Annotated in this window: 5 protein-coding genes; all 5 read right to left on the bottom strand. The window is 57.4% G+C overall.

The features are described 5' to 3' along the window. Nucleotides 1-843 (bottom strand): aminotransferase-like domain-containing protein (locus AC1DKD_RS38675; protein WP_477144516.1); only part of this gene is annotated, 843 nt, incomplete at its 3' end. A 172-nt stretch (nucleotides 844-1,015) separates the two neighbouring features. Next, complete coding sequence (locus tag AC1DKD_RS38670; protein WP_477144515.1) at nucleotides 1,016-1,453, bottom strand: phosphate-starvation-inducible protein PsiE; 438 nt, start codon at nucleotides 1,451-1,453, stop codon at nucleotides 1,016-1,018. 135 nt (nucleotides 1,454-1,588) lie between these two features. Further along, nucleotides 1,589-2,566 (bottom strand): cytochrome d ubiquinol oxidase subunit II, encoded by a 978-nt coding sequence (locus AC1DKD_RS38665; protein WP_477102224.1) that lies wholly within the window; start codon nucleotides 2,564-2,566, stop codon nucleotides 1,589-1,591. Between the two features lie 47 nt (nucleotides 2,567-2,613). Then, nucleotides 2,614-4,011, bottom strand: a complete 1,398-nt coding sequence (locus tag AC1DKD_RS38660) for a cytochrome ubiquinol oxidase subunit I (RefSeq protein WP_477102223.1) — start codon at nucleotides 4,009-4,011, stop codon at nucleotides 2,614-2,616. 122 nt (nucleotides 4,012-4,133) lie between these two features. Next, nucleotides 4,134-5,422 (bottom strand): molybdopterin-dependent oxidoreductase (locus tag AC1DKD_RS38655; RefSeq protein ID WP_477144514.1); only part of this gene is annotated, 1,289 nt, incomplete at its 5' end.

Raw genomic sequence — 5,422 nt, 5'->3', positions numbered from 1 at the left:
CTCTATGACTGGAATATCGTGTTCGGAAAGTAGCTTTACCAGCGCCCGCTTCTTCTCATCCGGCATCTGAAAGCCAAGAGGATTATGGAAATTTGGCATCACCATGCAAGCGGCAATCTTCTGTCCGCTGATTATCTTCGAAAGCGCACCCAGATCGATGCCCTCGCGAGGATCGGTCGCGACCTCGATTGCCTTCATCCCCATGCGCTCTATCGCATGCAGCATTGCGTAAAACGTCGGCGACTCGACGGCCACAGTGTCCCCATGCTGCGCCACCGCTTGCAGGCATAGGTTAATAGCCTCGGTTGCCCCGACCGTCACAATTATCTCGTTCGGGTCGACAGAAAGTCCATTTTCCAGGTGCCGCCGGGCAATTTGCCTTATCAATTGCGTGTTTCCGGGCGGCAAATCATCCATGACATCCCAGTGCGGATGCCGGCGCGCTATCGTGCTTGCATATTGATTAAGGCGCCGCCAGGGAAACAGGGACGGATCGGGATAGGGAGAACCAAAGGGAACGGCGTTGTGCCCGCGTATCGACCTAAGTGTGGATAACACAAGCCTGCTAACGTCGACCTCCGCGGAAATCGGAATCGGCTGTGATGCTCGCAGTTCCATGCCGACCGGCTCGCCTGCGCGCCGTCGTACAAAATAGCCGGACTGGGGCCGACTCTCAATAATGCCCTTGCTCTCCAGATGCACATAGGCACGTATCACCGTCGTCATGCTGACCTGGTGGTGCAGGCTGGTTTGCCTCACGGAAGGTATCTTTTCTCCCGGCAGGAGTACCCCATGCGAGACCATGGCCTCGATCTCGGCAACAAGTTTCTCATATAGTTTCAAGCTGCCATCTCCTCAAGCTCGTGAGGAAGAGCGAAGTTGATCCGCCGCCACTTCGGCATGGCTTTCATTATAGTCATCAGGATGGCCGGAACGATAGCGAACAAACGCCTGACTGGCACCGAGCGCGTCCCCACCGGATACCATCAGGCAATAGCCCAAGAGATTCTCGGGTCTATCGTATCGGCTCCTCCGGTCCCGTGTCGTCGCTACTCGGGTACTTGGATTGGCCAAAGCGCAGGATGAGCACACCCAGGGCAAGCAATACGATTCCCAGACTGGATGCGAGCAGATGCAACTCGGTCGCCTCGTTATAGCGGAGTATCAGGTCTCTGGCCAGCGAAACCATGGCGATATAGAGCGGAAAGCGGACCGGGAGTTGCCCTAGTTTCAGGTATCTTGCCACCATGGCCAGAACCTCGAGATAGAGAAACATAAGGAGCAGATCCGTCAGCGTTACCTGCCCAATTTCCACAACCTTCCACGCCTCATGCCCCATTGCGAAGCTTGTGGCCAATCCGATCAGAATCAAGCCGACCAGCTCCCCGACACCAATGAATCCTTCGAATCGATTTCGAACAATCATCAACGAATCCCTTCGCTCTTCCACCATCCTCATCCTTTAATTTGCACAAACCAGCCGATTTACGTTGAAATCAAGCGACAGGGGGTCTTCTACGGCCACCCTTTTCTGGCGGCAGAAGCCGCATGGCGCCATGCCATGCGGCTTGATGCCGGTTCCGCCGGGCTAGTGGTGGGCAACGACCTTCCCACGGAAGACGTGGTACTGGTAAAGGTTGTATCCAATCATGATGGGCAGGACGGTACCAATCCCCAACAGCATGAACACCAACGTGGGATTCTCCGACGCTGCTGCCGTGATGGTGAGCTGGCCGGGGATAAGGCTCGGGAACAGGCTGATCGCCAGGCCCGCGAACGAAACGATGAAAATCAGCACCGATGCCCGGAAAGGTCCCCGGACACTGCCTACGCGCAGAGCATAAGCGATGTAGACAAACGACAGGATCGCAAGCGTAGCCAGTGCAACAAGGACATGAAATACGCCAGGTTGCGCCCAGCGCGCTTGGACAATCGGGCTAAACAGCATGGTGCCGGCGGACAACAGGATGGCAGAGGCAGCTGTGAGGAGCATGCTGATGACGGTGTAGCGGCGGGCAATCTGCTCAAGCTGACCACTTACCTTCTTGACCAGGTACGTTGCGCCAAGGAGCGCATAACCTGCTGTTACGCCCACAGCAGCAACCACGGTGAAGCCCTCGCTACCGATCCCGGGTGCAAGGCCTGTAATCACCTTGCCGAGAATGACACCCTGGGTAACTGCCGCCAGCAAACTGCCGATGCCAAAAATGAGGTCCCAGCCGCGCTTGCGGTGCGCCGCGTGCCGAAATTCGATCGCCGCACCGCGCAGAATGAGACTCGCGATCAACACCATGATTGGCACGTACAAGCTTTGCAGCAGCATCGCGTATGCGCCTGGAAATGCCCCGAAGAGGGCACCGCCGAGTGCGACCAACCACGTTTCATTCGCATCCCAGACGTGGGCAATCGAAGCGAAAATGGAGTCGCGGTGCTCTTCCTTTTTCGTGAAAAGACTCAGTATGCCGACACCGAGATCGAATCCATCGGTAATGACATAAAATATCAGAAATAAACCAATAAGACCGAACCACGCAATGGTAAGCATGGAGGTTGGAGACGAATTCATTTTTTCCCTCTATGTAAAGATTTCAGCTTCCTGCTTTCAAAGCCATATCAATAGCCAGAATGCGCGGCGGGGACGGCACGAACCTGCTCTACCGGCGGCATGAGTGTGAGATCCGGCCCCTTCTTCAGCCACTTCTTCGCAAAGACAAAGAAGGAAATGAACAGCACTACATAGAATGCGGCGAACATGAACATGCTCCCTGACACTGCACTTGCGGGAACCGCCGAAACCGCATCCCGGGTCCTCAGTAGTCCGTAGACAATCCAGGGTTGACGACCCACTTCGCGGACGATCCACCCGCACTCCACCGCGATATAGGGCAGAGGAATGCACAACACCCAGGCAAGCAGCAGCATCCGGTTCTCAAGCAGTGCGCTCAGCCTGCCTCGGGTCTTGCGGAAAACGTATGCCGTCCAGAACGCCAGTACCACAAAGAGGAAGCCGATTCCCGCCATCACACGGAAGGCGTAGTAAAGCAGCGGCAGCATGGTGGGTTGGTCTTCGCGGGCGATATCGGCGAGGCCTGTCACCTTGCCCGTCAGGCTATGGGTGCCAAGGATACTCAGCATGCCGGGTACTTCAATGGACCAATCGTTTTCCTGCTTGGCCTGATTCGGCCATGCCAATAGTGACCATGATGCGCCCTGTCCCGACGGATTCGTGTGCCAGTGGCCTTCGATTGCCGCGCCCTTGGCAGGTTGCGTCTCGAACACGTCGACACCGCTCGAGTCGCCCAGCCAAACCTGCAGCGGGGCAACGAACACCAGGATCCATAGCGCGAGCTTGAAGGAGCGGGCAAAGAACTCAGGATTCCGGCGCTTTAGCAAGTAGTAAGCGGAGATGCCGGCGACCACAAACAGGCCGGTCTCGATTGCGGCCACCCACATGTGCGTGACGCCCCAGATCATGTCCGGGTTGAAGATCGCGCGCAGATAGTCGGCAACCACAACCTTTCCATCGACCACAGTCACACCGGCCGGCGTCTGCATCCAGGAGTTGGCAACCATGATCCAGAAAGCCGAGAGGGTGGAGCCAAATGCGACCATGCCGGTCGCAAACAGATGCGTTCCGCGAGATACACGGTCCCACCCGAACATCATCACTCCGACGAACCCAGCCTCCAGCATGAAGGCCATGGCGCCCTCAAACCCCAGGATGTTCCCCAGGAACTGCCCGGAATGCTGCGAGAACGGCGCCCAGTTTGTCCCGAACTGAAACTCCATGGGAATCCCGCTCACGACACCCACTGCGAAGTTCAGCACCAGCAGCTTGCTCCAGAACCGTGCATGCCGGTAATACGCCACGTTGCCAGTCTTGATCCAAAGCGTCTCGACGACGAGAAGAAATGCTGAAAGGCTAATGGTTAAGATCGGCCACAGTATGTGGAAGATTGCCGTCATGGCAAACTGGGCCCTTGATAAATTCAGGACATCACTAACTGGCATTTTGGTGCCTCCGCTCAAATGAAAAATAACCTTCCGACCTGATTGAGTAACCCCCGGGCGCGAGGCGAGTCGGCGGACCCCTCGAAAGGGAGTGGCCAACTCTCGATGCCGCCGGCGCCCCGCTAGGCGTCAGGAGCCGAGCGCTCGAGAAGAATCGGTATCGACTTCGAAGTAGGGGTACGCGCTACGTCGGCAAAGCTGTCAAGCGGAACCAATGGATTGGTTTCCGGGTAGTAAGCGCCCATGCAACCGCGCGGAATGTCGTATTCAACCAGGAGGAACCGGTCGGCGCGCCGCGAGATGCCGTCATCCCAGACGCCAATCAGGTCGACAAATTCGCCGGGCGCAAAGCCGAGCATGTCAATGTCCGCCCGATTCGCGAAAATCACGCGACGCTGGCCGAAGACGCCGCGGTAACGGTCGTCGAGGCCGTAGATGGTGGTGTTGTACTGGTCGTGCGAGCGCGTGGTCATCAGAACCATCAATTTCTCGCCGTACTTCGCGCGGGCCCGGTGAATCGGTGTGTCCTGTTCGATTTCATGGACTACGAATTGCGCCGTGCCGCTTGGCGTCTTCCAGACACGCTCGCGAGACGCAACCCGGAGGTGGAAGCCACCCGGTTCGGCGATACGGGCGTTGTAATCATGGAAGCCTTCAACGACTTTCTCGATAGCGTCCCGGATGCGGGCGTAATCTTCGGCATACCAGAGCCATTCAATTTTGCTGCCGCCGAGGGTGGCCTCAGCGATTCTCGCCACAATAGCGGTCTCTGACATCAGGTTGGGCGAGGCCGGCTCGTTGATGCCATACGAGATATGGACCATGCAGACCGAGTCTTCCACGGTCACACCCTGGGCGACTCCGGCTTGCATGTCGATTTCTGTGCGCCCCAGGGTCGGAAGGATCAGGGCATCCCTGCCATGAATGAGATGGCTGCGATTCAGCTTCGTGGCAATTTGCACCGTCAGGTCGCACGCGCGAAGCCCTTCCCAGGTGCGAGGCGTATCTGGCGTTGCCATCGCGAAATTGCCGCCCAGGCCGATAAAGACCTTAACCGTGCCATCAAGCATGCCGTCGACGGTCGCAACCACATCCATGCCGTGATGGCGAGGCGGTTCGAAGCCAAACACTTCCTTGAGCCGGTCCAGGAATGCTGGCTCAGGCTGCTCTTCGATGCCCATCGTCCGGTCACCCTGGACATTCGAGTGTCCGCGAACGGGCAGCAGTCCCGCCCCCTCCCGCCCGATGTTTCCCCGCATCATCATCAGATTGGACAGCATGTGAATTGTGGCGACGGAGTTCTTGTGCTGCGTCAAGCCCATGCCCCAGGTCACGATGACACGCTCACCCTTGCAATAGATTTTGGCGAGTGCATCGACTTCTTCATAGGGTACGCCGGACTCCTTGACGA

Source organism: Cupriavidus sp. 05T313 (genome assembly GCF_056396665.1).
The sequence above is the reverse complement of the archived record's forward strand: the minus strand, read 5'-3'. Positions and strand labels throughout refer to the sequence as shown.